The sequence below is a fragment of the Streptomyces sp. SM1 genome (assembly GCF_002910825.1).
GTDB classification, from domain to species: Bacteria; Actinomycetota; Actinomycetes; order Streptomycetales; family Streptomycetaceae; genus Streptomyces; species Streptomyces okerensis.
Genome location: NZ_NEUB01000164.1, coordinates 1 through 577 on the forward strand (window position 1 = coordinate 1; position 577 = coordinate 577).

Annotated in this window: 1 protein-coding gene; it reads left to right on the forward strand. The window is 76.6% G+C overall.

All coding sequences use genetic code 11. From position 1 onward, the window contains the following. Positions 1–577 (forward strand): SDR family oxidoreductase (locus B9S61_RS03670; protein WP_103540892.1); only part of this gene is annotated, 577 nt, incomplete at both ends.

Consider the following 577-nt stretch of genomic DNA (forward strand, 5'->3'; position numbering starts at 1 on the left):
CCTCGGGCATCGGCGCCGCCGTGGCCCGGCGGCTCGGCGCGCAGGGGTGGCGGCTCGTCCTCAGCGGACGGGATGCCGAGCGTCTCGGCCGGGTGGCCGAGCGGGCCCCGGCGTCGGTCTTCCCGGCGGATCTGACCCGGTCAGGCGCCGAACGGCGGCTGACCCGGTTCGCCCTCGATCACACCGGCCGTGTGGATCTCCTGGTGGCGGGCGCCGGGGTCGGCTGGGCCGGGGACTTCACCGCCATGCCCCCGTCCGACCTCGACGAGGTCGTCGAGGTCGTCGAGGTCGACCTCCTGTCCACCTTGCGGCTGGTCCGGCAGGTGGTGCCGCACATGGTGGAGGCCGGTTCCGGGCGCGTGGTGCTCGTCGGGTCCCTCGCGGGGGCAGTGGCCGTGCGGGGGGAGGCCGTGTACTCGGCGGCCAAGGCGGGGCTGGGCGCCTTCGCCGACGCGCTGCGGTACGAGCTGCGCGGCAGCGGCGTCGCGGTCGGTCTCGTGGTGCCGGGGGTGGTGGACACCCCCTTCTTCGACCGGCGGGGCGTCCCCTACCGGCGGTCCTGGCCCGGTCCGGTTCC